The 17,501-nt window shown below is 73.0% G+C and carries 15 protein-coding genes; 7 read left to right on the top strand and 8 right to left on the bottom strand.

What is annotated here, in order from left to right; genetic code table 11:
- Window positions 1-17: 17 nt before the first annotated feature.
- Window positions 18-1,523: a peptide MFS transporter gene (locus tag AC3EUJ_RS18770; protein ID WP_431962733.1), complete on the bottom strand. Its 1,506-nt coding sequence runs from the start codon at window positions 1,521-1,523 to the stop codon at window positions 18-20.
- A gap of 343 nt (window positions 1,524-1,866) precedes the next feature.
- Between AC3EUJ_RS18770 and AC3EUJ_RS18775 the strand changes: the two genes are divergently transcribed.
- Window positions 1,867-2,541 carry a response regulator transcription factor gene (locus AC3EUJ_RS18775; protein ID WP_018559726.1) on the top strand — a complete coding sequence of 225 codons (675 nt, stop codon included), beginning with the start codon at window positions 1,867-1,869 and terminating at the stop codon, window positions 2,539-2,541.
- Between the two features lie 47 nt (window positions 2,542-2,588).
- On the top strand, window positions 2,589-3,857 hold the full coding sequence (locus tag AC3EUJ_RS18780; RefSeq protein ID WP_431962736.1) for an ATP-binding protein: 1,269 nt from the start codon (window positions 2,589-2,591) through the stop codon (window positions 3,855-3,857).
- A gap of 6 nt (window positions 3,858-3,863) precedes the next feature.
- Here the strand turns inward: AC3EUJ_RS18780 and AC3EUJ_RS18785 are convergent, their stop codons facing one another.
- Entirely contained in the window at window positions 3,864-4,427 is a 564-nt protein-coding gene (locus AC3EUJ_RS18785; protein WP_431962738.1) for a GtrA family protein, read from the bottom strand.
- Window positions 4,428-4,533: 106 nt separating this feature from the next.
- On the opposite strand from AC3EUJ_RS18785, the gene AC3EUJ_RS18790 reads away from it, so the two are divergent.
- From AC3EUJ_RS18790 to AC3EUJ_RS18800, 3 genes are read left to right on the top strand one after another with little or no spacing between them, the layout of a single operon-like run.
- Window positions 4,534-5,700 carry a 5-(carboxyamino)imidazole ribonucleotide synthase gene (locus AC3EUJ_RS18790; RefSeq protein ID WP_431962740.1) on the top strand — a complete coding sequence of 389 codons (1,167 nt, stop codon included), beginning with the start codon at window positions 4,534-4,536 and terminating at the stop codon, window positions 5,698-5,700.
- 32 nt (window positions 5,701-5,732) lie between these two features.
- Entirely contained in the window at window positions 5,733-6,233 is a 501-nt protein-coding gene (gene purE, locus AC3EUJ_RS18795; protein ID WP_431962898.1) for a 5-(carboxyamino)imidazole ribonucleotide mutase, read from the top strand.
- A gap of 3 nt (window positions 6,234-6,236) precedes the next feature.
- Window positions 6,237-7,427: a dipeptidase gene (locus AC3EUJ_RS18800; RefSeq protein ID WP_431962742.1), complete on the top strand. Its 1,191-nt coding sequence runs from the start codon at window positions 6,237-6,239 to the stop codon at window positions 7,425-7,427.
- 320 nt (window positions 7,428-7,747) lie between these two features.
- Here the strand turns inward: AC3EUJ_RS18800 and AC3EUJ_RS18805 are convergent, their stop codons facing one another.
- Together AC3EUJ_RS18805 and AC3EUJ_RS18810 are read right to left on the bottom strand one after the other, a co-directional pair.
- The gene (locus AC3EUJ_RS18805; RefSeq protein ID WP_431962744.1) at window positions 7,748-8,248 is read right to left on the bottom strand and encodes an ATP-binding protein; all 501 of its coding nucleotides are present in this window, start codon (window positions 8,246-8,248) and stop codon (window positions 7,748-7,750) included.
- A 141-nt stretch (window positions 8,249-8,389) separates the two neighbouring features.
- Window positions 8,390-8,758, bottom strand: coding sequence for an STAS domain-containing protein (locus AC3EUJ_RS18810; RefSeq protein ID WP_431962746.1), 369 nt, complete (start codon window positions 8,756-8,758; stop codon window positions 8,390-8,392).
- Between the two features lie 200 nt (window positions 8,759-8,958).
- On the opposite strand from AC3EUJ_RS18810, the gene AC3EUJ_RS18815 reads away from it, so the two are divergent.
- Window positions 8,959-9,843: an RNA polymerase sigma factor SigF gene (locus AC3EUJ_RS18815; protein WP_431962748.1), complete on the top strand. Its 885-nt coding sequence runs from the start codon at window positions 8,959-8,961 to the stop codon at window positions 9,841-9,843.
- Window positions 9,844-9,975: 132 nt separating this feature from the next.
- Here the strand turns inward: AC3EUJ_RS18815 and hutI are convergent, their stop codons facing one another.
- Genes hutI through hutU form a run of 4 tightly spaced genes read right to left on the bottom strand, consistent with a single transcriptional unit; the run spans window position 9,976 to window position 15,399 of the window.
- Window positions 9,976-11,148: an imidazolonepropionase gene (hutI, locus tag AC3EUJ_RS18820; RefSeq protein ID WP_431962750.1), complete on the bottom strand. Its 1,173-nt coding sequence runs from the start codon at window positions 11,146-11,148 to the stop codon at window positions 9,976-9,978.
- The gene (locus AC3EUJ_RS18825; RefSeq protein WP_431962900.1) at window positions 11,145-12,503 is read right to left on the bottom strand and encodes a formimidoylglutamate deiminase; all 1,359 of its coding nucleotides are present in this window, start codon (window positions 12,501-12,503) and stop codon (window positions 11,145-11,147) included. Before AC3EUJ_RS18825 ends, hutI begins: the two co-directional genes overlap by 4 nt.
- The gene (locus AC3EUJ_RS18830; RefSeq protein ID WP_431962752.1) at window positions 12,500-13,708 is read right to left on the bottom strand and encodes an allantoate amidohydrolase; all 1,209 of its coding nucleotides are present in this window, start codon (window positions 13,706-13,708) and stop codon (window positions 12,500-12,502) included. The genes AC3EUJ_RS18825 and AC3EUJ_RS18830 overlap by 4 nt, the downstream gene beginning before the upstream one ends.
- Window positions 13,705-15,399: a urocanate hydratase gene (gene hutU / locus AC3EUJ_RS18835; RefSeq protein WP_431962754.1), complete on the bottom strand. Its 1,695-nt coding sequence runs from the start codon at window positions 15,397-15,399 to the stop codon at window positions 13,705-13,707. Before hutU ends, AC3EUJ_RS18830 begins: the two co-directional genes overlap by 4 nt.
- A 774-nt stretch (window positions 15,400-16,173) precedes the next feature.
- Here hutU and AC3EUJ_RS18840 point away from each other — a divergent pair.
- Window positions 16,174-17,463 (top strand): type III PLP-dependent enzyme domain-containing protein, encoded by a 1,290-nt coding sequence (locus tag AC3EUJ_RS18840; RefSeq protein WP_431962756.1) that lies wholly within the window; start codon window positions 16,174-16,176, stop codon window positions 17,461-17,463.
- The last annotated feature ends 38 nt before the right edge of the window (window positions 17,464-17,501 follow it).

Here is a 17,501-nt window from a genome sequence, read left to right on the forward strand (position 1 = left end):
GTAGCCGTCGGCAGACGTCAGTGGACGTCGCCCATGAGCCGGATGACGCGCTTGCGGTACAGCACGAAGGCCGCGCCCGCGGCGAGCGCCACGAAGCCCTGGACCGCGAAGGAGGTCTCCGACAGGAAGGCGTCGCCGATGACCAGCTGCAGGATGGCGGCCACACAGTCGCCCGCCGTGACGGCGAGGAACCACAGGCCCATCATCTGGCTGGCGTACTTGACCGGGGCCAGCTTGGTGGTGACCGACAGACCCACCGGGGACAGGCACAGCTCGGCGGCGGTCTGGATCAGGTAGACCACGGCCAGCCACAGCGGAGTGACCTTGACGTCGCCGGAGGCGGCGGCCTGGGCGAGCATCATCACCACGAAGGAGACGCCGATGCCGGCGACGCCGAGGGCGAACTTCACGGTCGTGCTGGGGTTCCTGCGGCCCAGCGTCATCCACAGGGCGGCGAAGACCGGGGCGAGCGCCATCACGAAGAGCGGGTTCAGCGACTGGAACCAGCTCTCGGGGAAGTTGAAGCCCCACAGGGTGGACGCGGTGTGCTCGGAGGCGAAGACCGTCAGGGTCGAACCGGACTGGTCGTAGATCATCCAGAAGACGGCGGCCACGACGAAGAACCAGATGTAGCCGCTGACCTTGGACTTCTCGTCCGAGGTGAGCTCCTGGTCCCGGCGGATGCGGGTGAAGTAGTACGCCGGCAGCGCCAGGCCCAGCAGGGAGAGCGGCCAGAGCACCCAGTTGATCGTGAAGTGGCCGGTGAAGGTGACCACGCCGTAGAAGACCACCGCGACGGCCAGCCAGATCAGCGCCCTCTTCATCAGGCCGGCGCGCTCGGCGGCATCGAGCGGCGTGGGAACCATGCTGGAGACCGGTGCGAGGTGCTTGGTGCCGATGAGGAACTGGGCCAGGCCGAGCCCCATGCCGACACCGGCCATGGCGAAGCCAAGGTGCCAGTCGACCTGCTGGCCGACGGTGCCGATGGCGAGCGGCGCGAGGAAGGCACCGAGGTTGATGCCGATGTAGAAGATCGTGAAGCCGCCGTCCCGGCGCGGGTCGTTGCGGTCCGGGTAGAGCTGGCCGACCATCGTGGAGATGTTCGACTTCAGCAGGCCGGAGCCCACGGCGATGAAGACCAGGCCGACGAAGAACGACGCCTTCACCGGCACGGCCAGCAGGAAGTGGCCGATCATGATGATCGTGCCGCCGATGGCGACCGTACGGCGCGGGCCCCACAGGCGGTCGGCGAACCAGCCGCCCGGCATCGCCAGCAGGTACACCGTGGCGGTGTAGACGCTGTAGATGGCGCCGGCGGTGGCGGCCTTCATGCCGAGGCCGCCGTCCGCGACCGAGGCCGTCAGGTAGAGGACGAGCAAGGCCCTCATGCCGTAGTAGCTGAAACGCTCCCACGTCTCGGTCATGAAAAGAGTGGCCAGGCCGCGGGGGTGGCCGAGGAAGGTCTTGCCGCCGTGTGCAGGGGTGTCCTGCGGAGCGGCGCCCTTCGTCAGGCTGGACGCCATGGACTTTTCCTTGCTGCTCGGGACGCGCTGCGAGAGCGGTGCGCGCCCGGGTGGGGGGTGACCGGCACCGGGGCGCGCGAGGGCGCACCGGGATCCACGACCGACGCCTTCACAGGCGCGGTCCCGGTCCACAGGTCGTTGACTGAAATGCTGGTGGGGACCAGCCCCGTCACAGAAGGGCCCTTCGACGCGTGGCGCGCGCCAAAGGTCCCCTGGACCGATTCGGGCTTTTGGTTACCTTATGGCAGCACGAGATGTGCTATATGGGCCGACTTGAGAGGTACCTCACAACGGTCGCGGCCCGCCCGGCGTGCGGTTTCCCCGGGCGGACTACCATCAGCCCATGACCCGCGTACTGCTCGCCGAGGACGACGCATCCATCTCGGAACCGCTCGCACGCGCGCTGCGCCGCGAAGGGTACGAGGTCGAGGTGCGCGAGGACGGACCCGCGGCGCTCGAAGCCGCCCTGCTCGGCTCCTTCGACCTTCTGGTGCTCGACCTGGGGCTGCCCGGAATGGACGGGCTCGAGGTGTGCAGAAGGCTGCGCACCGAGGGCCATGGCTTCCCGGTGCTGGTGCTCACCGCCCGCGCCGACGAAGTGGACACGGTGGTCGGCCTGGACGCCGGCGCCGACGACTACGTGACCAAGCCCTTCCGGCTGGCCGAGCTGCTGGCCCGGGTGCGGGCACTGCTGCGGCGCGGCACCGCCGAGGCCCAGCATCCCTCCACCCAGGGCGTGCGGATCGACGTCGAGTCGCACCGCGCGTGGATGGGCGACGAGGAACTGCAGCTCACCGCGAAGGAATTCGACCTCCTGCGCGTGCTGGTGCGCGACGCGGGCCGGGTGGTCACCCGGGAGCAGCTGATGCGCGAGGTCTGGGACACCACCTGGTGGTCCTCCACCAAGACCTTGGACATGCACATCTCGTGGCTGCGCAAGAAGCTCGGCGACGACGCGGCGGCGCCGAGGTACATCTCCACGGTGCGTGGAGTCGGCTTCCGGTTCGAGAAGAACTAGGAAGAACCGGCACGCCAGGGGCGCTCGTGGTCTGAGACGCTTCACTCATGCGCCGCCGTCTCATCCAGTCCACGCTCGCCGTGGTGCTCGTCGTGATCGCCGTCTTCGGTGTCTCCCTCGTCCTGGTGGAGGCGCGGACGATCGAGAGCAGCGCCAAGGAGAGCGTGGACTCCGAGGCGGTGCGGCTGGTCGGCATCGTCGAGAGCAGGATGATCGGCGAGGAGCGGATCAGCCGCGAGGTGCTGGCCCAGCAGATCGCCCCCGGGCGGTACGCGCTGGTGCAGATCCCGGGGGCGGAACCGATCGCCATCGGCACCAAGCCCACGGGCCAGGTGATCTCCTCCCGGCAGACCGGCGAGCAGGGCGAGACCGTCACCGTCGAGGAGTCCCGCAGCAAGGTCAGCCGGGAGATCGGCCGCACCCTGCTGATCATCCTGGCGGTGGCGCTGCTGGCGGTGCTGGCCGCCGTGGTCCTCGCGGTGCGCCAGGCACGCCGGCTCGGCAGCCCGCTGACCGACCTCGCGGAGACCGCGGAGCGCCTGGGCTCCGGTGACCCCAGGCCGCGCCACCGGCGCTACGGGGTGCCGGAGCTGGACCGGGTCGCCGACGTGCTGGACCGCAGCGCCGAACGGATCGCCCGGATGCTGACCGCCGAGCGGCGGCTGGCGGCGGACGCCTCGCACCAGCTGCGGACGCCGCTGACGGCGCTGTCGATGCGGCTGGAGGAGATCATCGCCACCGCCGAGGACGAGGAGGCCGTCAAGGAGGAGGCGACCATCGCACTCGGTCAGGTGGAACGGCTCACGGACGTCGTGCAGCGGCTGCTCACCAACGCGCGGGACCCGCGGACCGGCTCCGCGGTCGTCTTCGACATCGACGACGTGATCAAGCAGCAGGTGGAGGAGTGGCGCCCGGCGTACCGCAGCGCGGGCCGGGCCATCTCCTCCGCGGGTATGAAGCGGCTGCGGGCGGTCGGCACCCCCGGAGCGGTGGCCCAGGTGCTGGCGACGCTGATCGAGAACGGGCTGATGCACGGCTCCGGCACGGTCGCGATCTCCACCCGGGTCACCGGTACGCAGGTCGTGGTCGAGGTCACGGACGAGGGCCAGGGCGTGCCGCCGGAGCTGGGGGCGCGGGTCTTCGAGCGCACGGTCAGCGGCCGCAACTCCACCGGTATCGGCCTCGCGGTGGCCCGCGACCTGGCCGAGGCCGACGGCGGCCGGCTGGAGCTACTGCAGCAGCGTCCTCCGGTCTTCGCGCTCTTCCTGGCACGGGAGGACCAGGCCGTCCGCGGGAAGGGCGCCGTCAAGCGCTGAGAGGCGTCAGCGCAGCCGCGCGGAGGACCGGGCGCCGCGGGTGCCGGTCCGGGGGGCGCCGGAGGTCTCGTTCCCCTTCGCGACCAGGATCGATTCTGCTTGCTGCACGGCCTCGCGGACGGGCAGCGCCTTGAACACCCAGCTGCGGTAGGACCAGAAGCGGAACAGGGTCGCCACGCCGATGCCGATGAACTTGAAGACGTTGCTCTGCAGCGGGCTGTCCCAGCCGAAGGCGTAGGTCGCCGTGTAGAGCACCCCGTTCTCGATCACCAGGCCCACCGCGCTGAACACCAGGAACAGCGTCAGCTCGCGGGTACGGCCCGTCTTGTCGCGTTCACGGTAGGTGAAGTAGCGGAAGCCCACGTAGTTGAAGGCGATCGCCACGACGGTCGCGATGATGCCGGCCCGCACGACCTGGAGGTCGGTGACGTGCCGGACGAGATTGAACGCCCCGATGTTGACCAGGACCCCCGCCCCGCCGACCGCGCCGAACTTGGCGATCTCGCGGGTCATCACCGTCAGCCGGTTCCGCAGCCCTGCCCGGGTGGTGGACCCGGTCGCACCGTCCATGTGATCGTTCGGCCCCGTCTGTGACTGGTCAGTGACCTTCATGCTATCCGGGGGTCCCGCGGGACGGCGGTCGGTGCGTCATTCGCGCCCCGATATCCTGGTGACTGTGACATTCCCGGTAGTCGGCATGATCGGCGGCGGCCAGCTCGCCCGTATGACCCACGAGGCGGGTATTCCCCTCGGCATCAGATTCAAGCTCCTCAGCGACACGCCCGTGGACTCCGCGGCCTTGGTCGCCGGGCAGGTCGTGGTGGGCGACTACCGCGACCTCGACACGCTGCGGGCGTTCGCCGCCGGCTGCGACGTCATCACCTTCGACCACGAGCACGTCCCCACCGAGCACCTACGGGCGCTGGAGGCCGACGGCATCGCCGTCCGCCCCGGGCCCGACGCGCTGGTGCACGCCCAGGACAAGGGCGTCATGCGGGCGAAGCTCGACTCCATCGGCGTGCCCTGCCCGCGGCACCGCATCGTCTCCGACCCGGCCGACGTGACGCGCTTCGCCGAGGAGGTGGGGACACCTCCCGGGCAAGACTCCGGGGGAGGGTTCCCCGTCGTGCTGAAGACGGTGCGCGGTGGTTACGACGGCAAGGGCGTGTGGGTCGTGCGCGACGAGGCCGGCGCCGCCGAGCCGTTCCGCGCGGGCGTGCCGGTGCTGGCCGAGGAGAAGGTCGACTTCGTGCGGGAGCTGGCGGCCAACGTCGTGCGCTCCCCGCACGGGCAGGCGGTCGCCTACCCGGTGGTGGAGTCCATCCAGGTCGACGGCGTGTGCGACACGGTGATCGCGCCGGCGCCGGACCTGCCGGAGGCTCTGTCGACGCAGGCCCAGCGGCTCGCGCTGACCATCGCCAAGGAGCTGGGCGTGGTGGGTCACCTCGCGGTGGAGCTCTTCGAGACCCGGGACGGCCGGATCCTCGTCAACGAGCTGGCCATGCGCCCGCACAACAGCGGTCACTGGACCCAGGACGGCGCCATAACCTCGCAGTTCGCCAACCACCTGCGCGCGGTCCTGGACCTGCCGCTGGGCGATCCGCGCCCGCGCCAGCCGTGGACCGTGATGGCCAACGTGCTCGGCGGCGACTACCCCGACATGTACGCGGCGTACCTGCACTGCATGGCCCGGGACCCGCAGCTGAAGATCCACATGTACGGCAAGGACGTGAAGCCCGGCCGCAAGGTGGGCCATGTCAACACCTTCGGCGACGACCTGCCCGAGGTGCGCGAACGCGCCCGGCACGCCGCCGACTACCTGCGAGGGACGATCCAAGAGTGAGCAATCCCGCTGGGCCGCTGGTCGGCATCGTGATGGGTTCCGACTCCGACTGGCCGGTCATGGAGGCCGCCGCCCAGGCGCTGGACGAGTTCGAGGTGCCGTACGAGGTCGACGTCGTCTCCGCGCACCGCATGCCGCGCGAGATGGTCGCGTACGGCGAGCGGGCCGCCGAACGCGGCCTCAAGGCGATCATCGCCGGCGCCGGCGGGGCCGCGCACCTGCCCGGGATGCTGGCGTCGGTGACGCCGCTGCCGGTGATCGGGGTACCCGTGCCGCTGAAGTACCTGGACGGCATGGACTCGCTGCTGTCCATCGTGCAGATGCCCGCCGGAGTCCCGGTCGCCACCGTCTCGGTGGCCGGCGCGCGCAACGCGGGCCTGCTGACGGTGCGCATGCTCGCCGCCCACGACACCGAACTGCTCGAGCGCATGCGGCACTTCCAGGACGAGCTGAACCAGCAGGCCACCGAGAAGGGTAAGCGCCTGCGTGCCAAGGTGGAGGGGTCGGCCGGCTTCGGTTTCGGAGGGAAGTAATCCATGGACCTGCTCGCACGCGCACAGGAGCTGCTCACCGCCCACCCTGTGGTGGACGGCCATAACGACCTCCCCTGGCGGCTGCGCGAGCAGGTCCGCTACGACCTCGAGCGGCGTGACATCGCCACCGACCAGTCCGCCCACCTGCACACCGACATCCCCCGGCTGCGGGCGGGCGGCGTCGGGGCGCAGTTCTGGTCGGTGTACGTCCGCACCGACCTCACCGGTGGAGACGCGGTCGTCGCCGTCCTGGAGCAGATCGACTGCGTACTCAGGCTGACCGAACGTCACCCGGCGGCCCTGCGGCTCGCGGTGACGGCGGACGACATGGAGGCCGCCCGCGCCGAGGGCCGCATCGCCTCCCTCATGGGCGCCGAGGGCGGCCACAGCATCGCCAACTCCCTGGGTGTGCTGCGGATGCTGTACACGCTGGGCGTGCGCTACATGACGCTCACCCACAACGACACCATCGACTGGGCGGACTCGGCCACGGACGAGGCGCGGCACGGCGGCCTGACCGCCTTCGGCGAGGAGGTCGTGCGGGAGATGAACCGGCTCGGCATGCTCGTCGACCTCTCCCATGTCGCGCCCGACACCATGCGCGCGGCCTTGCGGGTCAGCGAGGCCCCCGTACTCTTCTCGCACTCCTCCTCGCGTGCCGTCTGCGACCACGTCCGCAACATCCCCGACGACGTCCTGGAGCAGCTGCCCCGCAACGGGGGCGTCGCGATGGCCACCTTCGTGCCGCAGTTCATCCTGCCGGCGGCCGCCGAGTGGATCGTCGGCGCGAACGAGAACATGAAGGCGAACGGCCTGCACCCGCTCGACCAGTCCCCGAAGGCCCGGGCCGTCCAGGAGGCCTACGCGGCCGAGCACCCCCGGCCGCTCGCCGGCATCGGCACGGTCGCCGACCACCTCGACCACATGCGTGAGGTCGCCGGCGTCGACCACCTCGGTCTCGGCGGCGACTACGACGGCGTCGCCCACCTCCCCGAGGGCCTCGGCGACGTCTCCGGCTACCCGCGGCTGTTCGCCGAACTCCTGCGCCGCGGCTGGTCCGACGACGACCTCGCCAAACTGGCGTGGCGCAACGCCGTCCGGGTGCTGCGCGACGCCGGGTCGGTGGCGGCGGGGCTCGCGGGCAAGCGCGGCCCCTCCACCGCCTCGATCGAGGACCTGGACGGCAAGGCCTAGGAGCCGGGACCGCCGGCCCGCCGCTCGTCGGACGCGGGAAGCCGCCGGCGGACCCTGGTGCCCGGGCGGGCCCGGCCGCGGCGGCCGGCTCGCGCAGGACGCAGCGGTGGCTCAGCGGTTCACCGCGCTCGGCCGGGGTCAGGGGCGGGCAGGGGGCGTCGTCGATGTCCCCGCGCGCCGCCGCGTTCAGGCGCCGGGAGTCCGGGGTGCGGTGGTCGAGACGGAAGTCCGTTCTCCACTGGGAACGGCCGCCGCCTTGCGCTTGGGGGCGATGCCGGACGTCCCCTTCCCCGGAAGTCACTGACGGGCCATCAGCCGGCTCAGGCGGGGGCGGCGACCTCGGCCCAGACCGTCTTGCCCGGCCCGCCGCCGGCGTGGCGTACGACCCCCCAGTCCAGGCAGAGCCGCTGCACTATGAACATCCCGTGCCCGCCCGGCCGTCCGGCGCGGTGCGGGTTCCGCGGGGCCGGGCTGCCGACGCCGCCGTCGACGACCTCCAGGCGCAGCGCCTTCGCGTTCCGGAACAGCCGCAGCTCCTCGGGACCGCCCGCGTGCAGGCAGGCGTTGGTGACCAGCTCCGACACCACCAGCAGGACGTCCTCGGCCGCCGCGCGGCGGTCCGCGGTCGCGGCGGGCAGCCAGCCCCAGTCGTAGAGCGCCTGGCGGGTGAAGTCACGGGCGGTGGGCACCACGCCGGCCACGTCGGCGAGCGACAGCCGCCGTGCCTCGCCTTCCTGGCCGCCCTGACCGCGCGACGGCACGGCCGCACCGCCCGGGTCCGGGCCGCGGTCGTCGGCCGCAGGGGGCCGGGTGGTGCTCATCAGCGCCTCCACTCACCGATGGTCCGCCAGTGTCCGAAGTGATCCCGAGGCTCTCCTGCCCGGGCCGCTCCGGCGAACACCTCCGGATGCGGACGAAACAGGGCACGCCTCGGCGCCCCCGTGGGGAGCCGCCGCGGAGGGTCACTCCTTGAGTGCGTCGTCCAGGGTGTCGTGGACGGTGAAAACGGCCTCGGCTCCGGTGATGGCGAAGACCTTGGCCACGGCTGGCCTCATTCCGGCCAGATGGACCGCGCCGCCCGCGGCCTCGGCCTTGAGCCGGGTGCCGAGCAGGACGTTGAGCCCGGTGGAGTCGCAGAACTCCAGATGCGTGCAGTCCACCACGAGGATGCCGTAGCCGTCCTCGATCAGCTTGTCGAGCGGCTCGCGCAGCAGGTCGGCGGTGTGGTGGTCGAGCTCACCCGCGGGTGCCACGACCGCCTTCTCGCCGTTCCGCTGCACAGAGACGTGCAGCCGGTCACGCCCGGCCGTGTCGACCATCTCGCGGTCCATGCACACTCCTCCCGGACGAATCGGCGATCCGCAACTCGCACCCTACGCGCTTCCTGATCAGGGCGGTAGTCGCTCCCACGGCGGTCCGGAGATCGATGACCGCGAGGTTGCAATATCCGCGCCGAACGGGGTAGGCGTGGAGTGTGGGCTGAATTTCACGCTCCGCTTTGCCCTGCCGCCGCACCCCGAGGGAGGAGAGCATGGCACCCCGGCTCGACGCGCTTGACGCGTCGGTGACCACCGAGGCCAGCGTCCACGAGGAACACGGAACACCGTTGGGCCTGGAGGACCTCCCGGAGATCCCGCCCTTCGACGAGGTGGGTCCGGTCGACGCACGGGCCCTGTCCAAGACGCTCTTCCAGCGGCTGGAGACGCTGGAGGAGGGCACGCACGAGTACAGCTACGTACGCAACACCCTGGTGGAGCTCAACCTCGCCCTGGTGAAGTTCGCCGCCTCCCGGTTCCGCTCCCGCAGCGAGCCCGTCGAGGACATCATCCAGGTGGGCACGATCGGCCTGATCAAGGCCATCGACCGCTTCGAGCTGAGCCGCGGGGTCGAGTTCCCCACGTTCGCGATGCCGACCATCATCGGCGAGATCAAGCGCTTCTTCCGTGACACCTCCTGGTCCGTGCGGGTCCCCCGGCGGCTGCAGGAACTGCGGCTGGACCTGGCCAAGGCCGGTGACGAGCTCGCTCAGCAGCTGGACCGCGCGCCGACCGTCGCCGAGCTGGCCGGCCGGCTGCAGATCACCGAGGCCGAGGTCGTCGAGGGCATGAGCGCCAGCAACGCGTACACCGCGAGCTCGCTGGACGCCCAGCCCGAGGAGGACGACTCCGAGGGCGCGCTGGCCGACCGCATCGGCTACGAGGACCACGGTCTGGAGGGGATCGAGTACATGGAGTCCCTCAAGCCGCTGATCGCGGAGCTGCCGGCCCGCGACCGGCAGATCCTCTCGTTGCGCTTCGTGGGCAACATGACACAGTCCGAGATCGGCAACGAGCTGGGCATCTCCCAGATGCACGTGTCGCGGCTGCTCAGCCGCACCCTCGCGCGGCTGCGGCGGGGGCTGCTCGTGGAGGACTGACCCGCTCCCCTTCCCCTGTACGACACGGTGGGCCCGGTGAGAGTTCCCTCACCGGGCCCACCGCGTTCTCAGGACGGGCCGGTGAGCCGCCGGCCACAGCGCGGCGGCCGTACCGCCCGCATCTGGCGGGGGTCAGATCGACGCGCGCACCCCGCGCCGCCACACTGCGGACACCAGCGGCACTCCGGGCCGGTAGGCGAGATGGACGTGCGAGGGGGCGTCCAGCACCACCGCGTCGGCCCGCGCGCCGGGCGCGAGCCGCCCCACGTCGTCCCGGCGCAGTGCCAGCGCCCCGCCCAGGGTCGCGGCCCGCACCGCCTCGTCCGGTGTCATCCGCATGTCCCGCACGGCGACGGCCACGCAAAAGGGCATGGAGCTGGTGAAGGAGGAGCCGGGGTTGCAGTCCGTGGACAGCGCGACCGTGGCGCCCGCGTCGATCAGCCGCCGCGCGTCGGGGTAGACCGCGCGGGTGGAGAACTCGGCGCCGGGCAGCAGCGTCGCGACCGTTCGGCTGTTCGCGAGCGCGTCGACGTCGGCGTCGGTGAGGTGGGTGCAGTGGTCGGCGGAGGCCGCGTCCAGCTCCACGGCCAGCTGCACGCCCGGGCCGTGGCCGAGCTGGTTGGCGTGCACGCGCGGGACCAGGCCGCGGGCGGCGCCGGCGGTGAGGACGGCACGGGCCTGGTCGCCGTCGAAGGCGCCGCGCTCGCAGAAGACGTCGACCCAGCGGGCGTACGGGACGCAGGCGTCGAGCATGGGGCCGGTCACCAGGTCGACGTAGCCGGCCGGGTCGTCGGCGTACTCGGGGGCCACGATGTGCGCGCCGAGGAAGGTGACCTCGTCGGCGTGGGCGCCGGCGATGCGCAGCGCGCGGGCCTCGTCGTGCGGGGTGAGGCCGTAGCCGGACTTGGTCTCGATGGTCGTGGTGCCCTGGCGCAGGGCCTCGGCGACGTAGCGGGCGACGTTGGCGTGCAGCTCCTCGTCGCTCGCCGCGCGGGTGGCGGCGACGGTGGTGCGGATGCCGCCCGCCGTATAGGCCCGGCCCGACATGCGGGCGTTGAACTCGCGGGTGCGGTCGCCGGCGAACACCAGGTGCGAGTGGGAGTCGACGAAGCCGGGGAGGACGGCCCGTCCGGCCGCGTCGTAGGACTCGTCCGCGGCGGGCGCCCCCGCGCCGGGGCCCACCCAGGCCACGTGCTCGCCGTCGATGACGAGCGCCGCGTCCTCCAGCAGCCCGAGCGGGCCCTCCCCGAGCGCCGGGTCGTTGGTGACCAGGCTGCCGATGTTGGTGATGACGCTGCTGCTCATGACGGGCTTCCTTCGGCGGCGGGGACGGCGGAGATCGCGGCGGCCAGGGAAGCGCCCACGTCGTGGACGAGCTGGTGCGCGCCGTCGCGGACCACGTGGCGGCCGCCGACCACCGTGTGGCGGACGTCGGCGCCGGTGGCCGCGAAGACGGCGGTCTCGGCGCCGAGCCGGGCCGGGGGTCCGGCGGTGCGCGCGCTGTCCAGCGCGATCGTGGTGAAGTCGGCCAGCGCCCCCGCCTCCAGCCGCCCGGCGTCGGCCCAGCCCAGCGATGCGTGGCCGTCGGCGGTGGCGGCGCGCAGCAGCTGGGTGGCGGTCCAGTGGCCGCGGGTGCGGGTGCGCAGCCGCTCGTCCAGCTCCATGGCCCGCGCCTCCTCGAACAGGTCGATCACCGCGTGGCTGTCGCTCCCGAGGCTGAGCGGGCTGCCCGCCTCCTGCAGCCGCTTGGCGGGACCGATCCCGTCGGCGAGGTCCCGTTCGGTGGTGGGGCACATGCACACGGTGGTGCCGGAGCCCCCGAGCAGCGCGATGTCCTCGTCGGTGAGGTGCGTGGCGTGCACGGCCGAGGTACGCGGGCCCAGCACTCCGTGGTCGGCAAGGAGCCGGGTGGGGGTGACGCCGTGCGCCGCGAGGCAGGCCTCGTTCTCGGCGGGCTGCTCCGACAGGTGGGCGTGCAGCGGCGCCTGGCGGTCCTCGCCCCAGCGCACGACGGTGGCGAGCTGGGCGGCGGGCACCGCGCGCACCGAGTGGACGGCCGCGCCGATCCGCGCGTGGGGGCGGTCGGCGAGGGCGGCGGCGCGCTCGGCCCAGGCCTCGGCGTCGCCGTCGCTGAAGCGCAGCTGGTGCGGTTCGGGGGCGGCGCCGAAGCCGGAGGAGAGGTACACGGTGTCGAGGAGGGTGATGCGGATGCCCGCCTCGGCGGCGGCGGCGATCAGCGCCTCGCCCATGGCGTTGGGCTCGTCGTAGGGGCCGCCGCCGGGCCGGTGGTGCACGTAGTGGAACTCGCCGACACAGGTGATGCCGGCCAGCGCCATCTCGGCGTACGCGGCGCGGGCGAGGTCGAAGTAGGTGTCGGGGGTGAGCGCGGCCGCGACCCGGTACATCACCTCGCGCCAGGTCCAGAAGGTGCCGCTGCCCTGCTGGACGGAGCCGCGCAGGGCCCGGTGGAAGGCGTGGCTGTGGGCGTTGGCCAGGCCCGGCAGGGTCAGTCCGCGCAGCGTCACGGCCCCGACGGGCGGCGCGGCGGCCCCGGTGCGCACGGCGGCGATCCGGCCGTCGGGGGTGGTGTCGACGACCACGCCCCGTTCGACGCGGCCGCCGGTCCACGCGTACTCGGCCCAGTAGCTCTGCGGCGTCAGCGACACGCCAGGCCCTCCAGTACGTCGGCGAGTGCGGTCACCCCGGCCACGCAGTCGTCCTCGGTGGCCGACTCGGCCGGGGAGTGCGAGACCCCGGTGGGGTTCCGCACGAACAGCATGGCGGTCGGGACCGCCTCGGAGAGGATGCCGGCGTCGTGTCCCGCCCCGGTCGGCAGCACGGGCGCTTCCCCGAGCAGGGTGACGAGCTCGTCGCGCAGGCCGTGCGCGAACTCCACGACCGGGGTGAAGGACTCCCGGGTGACCTCGACCCGGACGCCGTCGCGCGCGCCCCGCTCGACCGCGGCGCGCTCGATCTCGCCGACCACCTCGGCCAAGGTGGCCTCGTCGGCGGCGCGCGAGTCCAGCCAGCCGCGGACGAGGGAGGCGATGGCGTTGACGCCGTTGGGCTCGACGCCGACCTTGCCGAAGGTGGCCAGCGCCCCGGCGAGCCGGGCCTTCTTGCGGGCGGCGAGCACCGTGTTGGCGTAGGTCAGCATCGGGTCGCGGCGGTCCTCCAGCCGGGTGGTGCCCGCGTGGTTGGCCTCGCCGTGGAAGTCGAACCGCCAGCGGCCGTGCGGCCAGATGGCGGAGGCGACACCGACCGCGTGCGGGGTGTCGGCCAGGTGGCGGCCCTGCTCGACGTGGAGCTCGACGAAGGCGCCGATACGGGCGAGGCGTTCGGGGTCCGGGCCGATCGCCCCGGGGTCGTGGCCGGCGCGCTCCATGGCCTGCGCGAGGGTGACGCCGTCGCCGTCGCGCAACGCGCGGGCCTTGTCGGCGGTGAGCTGTCCCGCCGTCAACCGGGAGCCGACGCAGGCGAGCCCGAAGCGGGCGCCCTCCTCGTCGCCGAAGTTGACGATCGCCAGCGGCTTGCCGGGGGCGGCGCCGCGGGCCCGCAGCTCGTCCAGCGCCGCGAAGGACGACACGACGCCCAGCGGCCCGTCGAAGGCGCCGCCGTCGGGCACCGAGTCCAGGTGCGAACCGGTGACGACGGCGTCCCCGGCGGCAGGGTCGCCGAGCCAGGCCCACTGGTTGCCGTTGCGGTCCAGCTCGTAGCTCAGGCCCCGGCCCTCGGCCTGCGCCCGGAACCAGGCGCGGCAGTCGGTGTCCGCGCCGGTCCAGGCGTAGCGGCGGTAGCCGCCGGAGCCGGAGTCGCGGCCGATCGGCCGCAACTCCGTCCACATCTCGTGGAACGAGGAGGTCACGCCTCCCCGCCTTCGACACCCTCGGCGTCCTCGCGCATGGGCACGCGCACACCGCGCTCGGCGGCGACCTCCTCGGCGCGCTCGTACCCCGCGTCGACGTGCCGGATGACGCCCATGCCGGGGTCGTTGGTGAGCACGCGGCGGATCTTCTCGCCCGCCAGCTTCGTGCCGTCGGCGACGGTGACCTGGCCGGCGTGGATGGAGCGGCCGATGCCGACGCCGCCGCCGTGGTGGATGGAGACCCAGGAGGCGCCGGAGGCGATGTTGACCATGGCGTTGAGCAGCGGCCAGTCGGCGATGGCGTCGGAGCCGTCGAGCATGGCCTCGGTCTCGCGGTACGGGGAGGCGACGGAGCCCGCGTCGAGGTGGTCGCGGCCGATGACGACGGGCGCGGCCAGGGTGCCGTCGGCGACCATCTCGTTGAAGCGCTCGCCGGCCTTGTCGCGCTCGCCGTAGCCGAGCCAGCAGATGCGCGCGGGCAGGCCCTGGAAGTGGACGCGCTCGCCGGCCATGCGGATCCAGCGGGCCAGCGACTCGTTCTCCGGGAAGAGCTCCAGGATCGCCTTGTCGGTCTTGGCGATGTCGGCCGGGTCGCCGGACAGCGCCGCCCAGCGGAAGGGGCCCTTGCCCTCGCAGAACAGCGGGCGGATGTAGGCCGGGACGAAGCCCGGGAAGGCGAACGCCCGCTCGTAGCCCGCGAGCTGGGCCTCGCCGCGGATGGAGTTGCCGTAGTCGAAGACCTCGGCGCCGGCGTCCATGAAGCCGACCATCGCCTCGACGTGCTTGGCCATCGCCTCGCGGGCCCGCTGGGTGAAGTCGGCGGGCTTCTCGGCCGCGTAGGAGGCCATGTCCTCGAAGGCGACGCCGATCGGCAGGTACGCCAGCGGGTCGTGGGCGGAGGTCTGGTCGGTGACGATGTCGATGGGCGCGCCCATGGCGAGCAGCTGCGGGACCAGTTCGGCGGCGTTGCCGAGGACGCCGATGCTCAGCGGCTTGCGCTGGTCGCGGGCCTCGGTGGCGAGGGCGAGCGCGTGCTCCAGGGAGTCGGCGCGCACGTCCAGGTAGCGGTGCTCGATGCGGCGCTCGATGGCGCGCGGGTCGCAGTCGACGCAGATGGCGACGCCGCCGTTCATGGTGACGGCGAGCGGCTGGGCGCCGCCCATGCCGCCGAGACCGGCGGTGAGGGTGATGGTGCCGGCCAGGCTGCCGCCGAACTTCTTCGCGGCGACGGCGGCGAAGGTCTCGTAGGTGCCCTGCAGGATGCCCTGGGTGCCGATGTAGATCCACGAACCGGCCGTCATCTGGCCGTACATGGTCAGGCCGAGGGCCTCCAGACGGCGGAACTCCTCCCAGGTGGCCCAGTCGCCGACGAGGTTGGAGTTGGCGATGAGCACCCGCGGCGCCCACTCGTGGGTCTGCATCACGCCGACCGGGCGGCCGGACTGGACGAGCATCGTCTCGTCCTGCTTGAGGCCCTGGAGGGTGCGCACCATGGCGTCGAAGGACCGCCAGTCGCGGGCGGCCCTGCCGGTGCCGCCGTAGACGACGAGCTTCTCGGGGTGCTCGGCGACCTCGGGGTCGAGGTTGTTCTGCAGCATGCGCAGCGCGGCTTCCTGCTGCCAGCCCTGCGTGGTGAGCGCGCTGCCGCGCGGTGCGCGTACGGTCCTCGGTCCGGCACCGGTTCCGGTCATGCCCCTGCCTCCTCGCGACTGGATTGAGTCATTCACATCCTGGTCTGCTGAATACCACTAGTCAACCGGGCCGCCGCGCCTCCTGGGCTCATCTATCACCGGAACTGCGCCCGGCCCCGCCGCGAACCCGCCCCTCACGAACCCGCACGCGGCGTCCGCCGCGGGACGCCCCTCGGACACCGGCCACTGAGACAGCCTGCCCGCCGGGCCCCTCGCACAGCCCCACCCCGCGACGGTCCGGCCCGGATGGCCGATGTCGCGAACCGACGGGGGCGAAGCGCGACGAGGACGGCCGCCCCGCCGCGGGCAACGCACTGAACGGCGTGAGCGGACCGCAGGACCGGGCCCGGGCGGCCCCCGACACCTGCGGCGCGGACGTCGCACACGGCAGGGTCACCGCCTCGGACGAGCCGGCAACGGACCCGCCGGGGCCGGACCCCGGGGTCGACGCCGACGCCCCGCACTGCCCGCCACCGGGGCGCACACCTGACCCGGAGGGACTGGGCGCCCCGAACCGACCGGAGCGAGCCGGGCGGACAGCGGCGCAGGACGGCCGCCGCACCGGAGGCAACGCGCACTGAACGGCGTGCGGGCGAAACATGACCGGCCCGGGCGCCCGCCCACCCGCACGGCGGCCCCCGGTACCCCGGCGCCTGCCGCGGAGCGACTGCCCGGGGCACCCGCCCGCAGGAACCCTCCGGCGCCCCGGCGCGGGCGTCACGCGCACTCGCTGGGACCCAGCCGCTCGCGGGCCCGGGCTGACACGATGGCCGTATGACGGAGGAACCGGCGGCACGACGGGGACGGGCACTGCGCGCGGCGGTCGAACAGGGGCTGGTCGGCCCGGACGAACCCGTGGTCGGGCTGCTGGACCTGGACGGGGTCCGGGCGGCCGCCGCCGATCTGCGGGCGGCCTTCGCGACGCCCGGGGTGGAGGTCACGCACACCTTCGCGGTCAAGGCGGCCTCCCTGGTGCCGGTGCTGCGGCTGCTGTCCGAGGAGGGCGTCGGCGCGGAGGTCGCCAGCCCCGGCGAGCTGGCCCTAGCACAGGCCGCGGGCGTACCCGCCGGGAGGATCGTGCTGGACTCTCCCGCCAAGACCCCGGACGAGCTGCGGAAGGCACTCGCCCTCGGCATCGCCCTCAACGCCGACAACCCGCAGGAACTGGCGCGGCTGGACCGGCTCGTGCCGCCCGGCACCACCGACGCCCCGCTGGGCCTGCGGGTCAACCCCCAGGTCGGCGCGGGCCGCATCGGCGCGATGAGCACGGCCACCGCCACGTCGAAGTTCGGCGTCGCCCTGCGCGACGAGGGCGCGGCGGACTGGGTGGTCCGCGCCTACCTCGACCGGCCCTGGCTCACCCGGCTGCACACCCACACCGGGTCGCAGGGCGTGCCCCTGGAGTTGATGGCGGCCGGTGTCCGCGCCGTGTACGAGCTCGCCGAGCGGATCAACGCGGCGGCCGGGCGCCGGCAGGTCACCACCCTCGACATCGGCGGCGGTCTGCCGGTCAACTTCGCCTCCGACGAGGTCCGGCCGGGCTTCCGCGCCTACGCCGACGCGCTCCGCGCCGCCGTGCCCGGGCTCTTCGCCGGGCGGTACGCGCTGGTCACGGAGTTCGGGCGGTCACTGGTGGCCAAGCAGGGCACGATCCTGGCGCGCGTGGAGTACGCCAAGACCGCCGGCGGTCGCGCGATCGCCGTGACGCACGCCGGCGCCCAGGTCGCCACCCGCACCGTCTTCGCGCCCGGCGCCTGGCCGCTGCGGGTGCTGGCGCTCGACCCGAAGGGGCGCCCCAAGGGGGGCGCCCCGGTGGTCCAGGACGTCGCCGGGCCGTGCTGCTTCGCGGGCGACCTCGTCGCCGCGGCGCGCGAACTGCCGCTGCTCGCGGAGGGCGACCTCGTGGCACTGCCCGACACGGGGGCGTACTACTTCTCGACGCACTTCGCGTACAACTCCCTGCCCCGCCCCGCCGTCCACGGCTACTCCGGGCCCGGCCCGGCCTTCCGCACCCTGCGTCGCGCCCAGACCGTCGAGGACCTCGTCCGGGAGAGCGGCGGCTGAGCGGCCGCTGGGCGACGCGACCGCGGGACGGTCACCCC

The sequence above is a fragment of the Actinacidiphila sp. bgisy160 genome (genome assembly GCF_057707815.1).

Bases quoted from the DNA above. Each gene is read 5' to 3' on its own strand.
- AC3EUJ_RS18770 (WP_431962733.1), bottom strand. From the start codon at position 1,523: ATGGCGTCCAGCCTGACGAAGGGCGCCGCTCCGCAGGACACCCCTGCA.
- AC3EUJ_RS18775 (WP_018559726.1), top strand. From the start codon at position 1,867: ATGACCCGCGTACTGCTCGCCGAGGACGACGCATCCATCTCGGAACCG.
- AC3EUJ_RS18780 (WP_431962736.1), top strand. From the start codon at position 2,589: ATGCGCCGCCGTCTCATCCAGTCCACGCTCGCCGTGGTGCTCGTCGTG.
- AC3EUJ_RS18785 (WP_431962738.1), bottom strand. From the start codon at position 4,427: ATGGACGGTGCGACCGGGTCCACCACCCGGGCAGGGCTGCGGAACCGG.
- purE (WP_431962898.1), top strand. From the start codon at position 5,733: ATGGGTTCCGACTCCGACTGGCCGGTCATGGAGGCCGCCGCCCAGGCG.
- AC3EUJ_RS18800 (WP_431962742.1), top strand. From the start codon at position 6,237: ATGGACCTGCTCGCACGCGCACAGGAGCTGCTCACCGCCCACCCTGTG.
- AC3EUJ_RS18805 (WP_431962744.1), bottom strand. From the start codon at position 8,248: ATGAGCACCACCCGGCCCCCTGCGGCCGACGACCGCGGCCCGGACCCG.
- AC3EUJ_RS18810 (WP_431962746.1), bottom strand. From the start codon at position 8,758: ATGGACCGCGAGATGGTCGACACGGCCGGGCGTGACCGGCTGCACGTC.
- AC3EUJ_RS18815 (WP_431962748.1), top strand. From the start codon at position 8,959: ATGGCACCCCGGCTCGACGCGCTTGACGCGTCGGTGACCACCGAGGCC.
- hutI (WP_431962750.1), bottom strand. From the start codon at position 11,148: ATGAGCAGCAGCGTCATCACCAACATCGGCAGCCTGGTCACCAACGAC.
- hutU (WP_431962754.1), bottom strand. From the start codon at position 15,399: ATGACCGGAACCGGTGCCGGACCGAGGACCGTACGCGCACCGCGCGGC.
- AC3EUJ_RS18840 (WP_431962756.1), top strand. From the start codon at position 16,174: ATGACGGAGGAACCGGCGGCACGACGGGGACGGGCACTGCGCGCGGCG.